Annotated in this window: 2 protein-coding genes and 1 pseudogene; 2 read left to right on the forward strand and 1 reads right to left on the reverse strand. The window is 73.3% G+C overall.

Translation table 11 applies throughout. From position 1 onward, the window contains the following. On the forward strand, nt 1–774 hold a 774-nt coding region (locus SSBG_RS19035), incomplete at its 5' end, for an ABC transporter ATP-binding protein (RefSeq protein WP_234010588.1). Between the two features lie 84 nt (nt 775–858). On the opposite strand, the pseudogene SSBG_RS19040 reads toward SSBG_RS19035, so the two are convergent. Continuing rightward, a pseudogene (locus tag SSBG_RS19040) lies at nt 859–1,807 on the reverse strand (helix-turn-helix domain-containing protein). A gap of 198 nt (nt 1,808–2,005) precedes the next feature. Between SSBG_RS19040 and SSBG_RS19045 the strand changes: the two are divergent. Next, nucleotides 2,006–3,064: an NAD(P)-dependent alcohol dehydrogenase gene (locus SSBG_RS19045; RefSeq protein WP_037870133.1), complete on the forward strand. Its 1,059-nt coding sequence runs from the start codon at nt 2,006–2,008 to the stop codon at nt 3,062–3,064. The last annotated feature ends 37 nt before the right edge of the window (nt 3,065–3,101 follow it).

The following is a 3,101-nucleotide window of genomic DNA, read 5'->3' on the forward strand; positions in this document are numbered from 1 at the left end:
CCGCCCCCGAACGCCCGCCCCCGTACCCCCGCCCCCACCCGCCGTCCCCCTTTCCTCACCCAGGCCGCGCGCCGGAAAGCAGCACCCATGTACCAGCTCCACGAGGTCACCAAGCAGTACCGGCGGGGCAAGGACACCGTGCGCGCCCTCGCCGGTGTCGATCTCGCCCTCGAAGACGGCGAACGGCTCGTCGTGCAGGGCCCCACGGGCGGCGGCAAGTCCACGCTGCTCCAGCTCCTCGGCGGCCTCGACCGGCCGAGCACGGGCAGTGTCGCGCTGGACGGCACCGACTTCGCGCGCCTCGGCGAGGCGAAGCTCACCCGGCTGCGCCGCGACCACATCGGTTTCGTCTTCCAGAGCTTCAACCTCATCCCCACGCTCACCGCGCAGGAGAACGTCGAGACCGCGCTCGTCCCGCTCGGCACGAAGACCGCCGAACGCCGCGAACGGGCCGTCGCGGCGCTCGCCTCCGTGGGTCTCGGCGAACGCGGCAAGCACCTGCCGTCCGAGCTGTCCGGCGGCCAGCAGCAGCGCGTCGCGATCGCCCGCGCGCTCGTCAAGGCCCCGAAGGTGCTCCTCGCCGACGAACCCACCGGCAACCTGGACGAGACGACGCGCGACGAGATCATGGACCTGCTCGAAGGGCTGTGGGCCGAGCAGCGGTTCACCTTCGTCATGGTCACGCACGACAGCGCCCTCGCCCGCCGCGCGCCCCGGCTGATCACCCTGCGCAAGGGGCGGATCGCGGACGAGCGGACGGCGAAGCCGGTCTGAGCCGCCGGGCCCCCGTCCGTCCGGCCGCCAGGCCCCGGCCGGACGGGGCGCGGACCTCCGCGCGTGGCGACGACCGGGCCCGCGCTAGCCGCGTACCGCCGTCGCGTCCTTCCCCCAGCTCCCCAGGAGCCGCAGCGCCTCCGCCGAGGGGGAGCCGGGCTCCGCGTGGTAGACGAAGAGGCTCTGCCCGGGGTCGTCGGGCAGCCGCAGGGTCTCGTAGGAGAGGGTCAGCTCACCGACCAGGGGGTGGCGGAACGCCTTCGTGCCGTGGCTCAGGTCCCGCACCTCGTGCGCCGCCCACAGCCGCCGGAAGTCCTCGCTGTGCAGCGACAGCTCCCCGATCAGCGCGGTCAGCCCGGTGTCCTCCGAGCAGTACCCGGCGTAGACGCGCAGCGCCCGCACCGTCTCGGCGGCCTTCGCCTCCCAGTCCACGTAGCGCGTCCGCAGCGCCGGTTCGAGGAAGACGAGGCGCGCGAAGTTGCGGTGTCGCGGCGGGAGCGCGCCGAAGTCGTGCAGGAGCGCCGCGGCGAGCCGGTTCCAGCCGAGGATGTCGGTGCGGCCGTCCACCACGTACGCGGGCACGTCGAGCGAGCCGAGGAGCGTGCCGAGCGCCGGGCGCAGCGTCGTCGGGCAGCCGCCGCGCTTCTTCTTGCGGCCCGGGCGGGCACGCGCGAGGTGCAGCAGGTGCTCGTGCTCCGCGTCGCTCAGCCGCAGCGCCCGGGCCACCGCGTCGAGCACCTCGGCCGAGACGTTGCCCGCGTTGCCCTGTTCGAGCCGTGTGTAGTGCGCCACGGAGACGCCCGCGAGCAGCGCCAGCTCCTCGCGCCGCAGTCCCGGCACCCGCCGCTGCCCCCCCGTACTCCGGCAAGCCGACGTCGCGCGGCTTGAGCGCGGCCCGGCGCAGCCGCAGGAACTCGCTCAGCTCCGCCTTGGGATCGAGGGCGCCGGGCGCCGCACGGCCCTCGCGGTCCGCGGCGGGGGCCGCCGGGCTGTCGGGGACTCCGTCCTGGAACGGGGAACGGGGAGTGCTCATCCCTCCAGTATCCGCCGGGAGCGCCGAAGCATTCCCGTGAGCCTGTCCCCGCCGGTGGTACGCACGGCGGGCGTACGTCCAAGGGGGGGTCTGTGCGGTACGCCCGGGCGGCCGCACACTGGACGACGGCCCGCACCCGCCACCCGGGGAACCCCCCACGCGGGCCGCGACGACTACCACGGAGAGTGTTTCCCCGGTATGACCAGCACGACCAGCCTGACCGCCGTCCCCGCCTACGCCGCACCCGCGCCCAAAGGCCCCCTGGAGCGCACCACCATCGCGCGCCGGCCGGTCGGCGCGCACGACGTGCTCATCGAGATCAAGTACGCGGGCATCTGCCACTCCGACATCCACCAGGCCCGCGAGGGCTGGGGCGAGGCCATCTTCCCGATGGTCCCCGGCCACGAGATCGCGGGAATCGTCATCGAGACGGGCTCCGCCGTGACGAAGTACGCCGTCGGCGACCGCGTCGGCGTCGGCTGCTTCGTGGACTCCTGCCGCACGTGCGAGTACTGCGTGCAGGGCCTTGAGCAGTACTGCGTCAACGGCACCGTCGGCACCTACAACAGCCGCGAGAAGAACGGCGAGCCGACCTACGGCGGCTACTCCACCCACCTCGTCGTGGACGAGAACTACGCCCTGCGCATCCCCGAGGGCATCGCGCTCGACGAGGCCGCGCCGCTGCTGTGCGCGGGCATCACGACCTACTCGCCGCTGCGGCACTGGAACGCCGGCCCCGGCAAGCGCGTCGCCGTCATCGGCCTCGGCGGCCTCGGCCACATGGCCGTCAAGCTCGCCGCCGCGATGGGCGCCGAGACCACCGTCCTGAGCCAGTCGCTCCGCAAGAAGGACGACGGCCTGCGGCTCGGCGCCGTCGACTACTACGCGACGAGCGACGAGGAGACGTTCAGGGAACTGCGCGGCCGCTTCGACCTCATCATCTGCACGGTCTCCGCGCCGCTCCCGATCGACGCCTACCTGCGGCTGCTCCGCGTGGACGGCGCCTTCGTCAACGTCGGCGCCCCCGAGGAGCCGAACGCGGTGAACATGTTCTCGCTCATCAACGGCCGCAAGACCCTCGCGGGCTCCGCGATCGGCGGCATACCCGAGACGCAGGAGATGCTCGACTTCTGCGCCGAGCACCACCTGGGCGCCGACATCGAGCTGATCCGCGCCGACCAGATCAACGAGGCGTACGAGCGCGTCCTGGCCAGCGACGTCCGCTACCGCTTCGTGATCGACACGGCGACGATCTGAGCCACCGGCCGGGAGGGGCGGGGGGTACGGGCCGCGG

This window comes from Streptomyces sp. SPB074 (genome assembly GCF_000154905.1).
Taxonomy (GTDB): Bacteria; Actinomycetota; Actinomycetes; order Streptomycetales; family Streptomycetaceae; genus Streptomyces.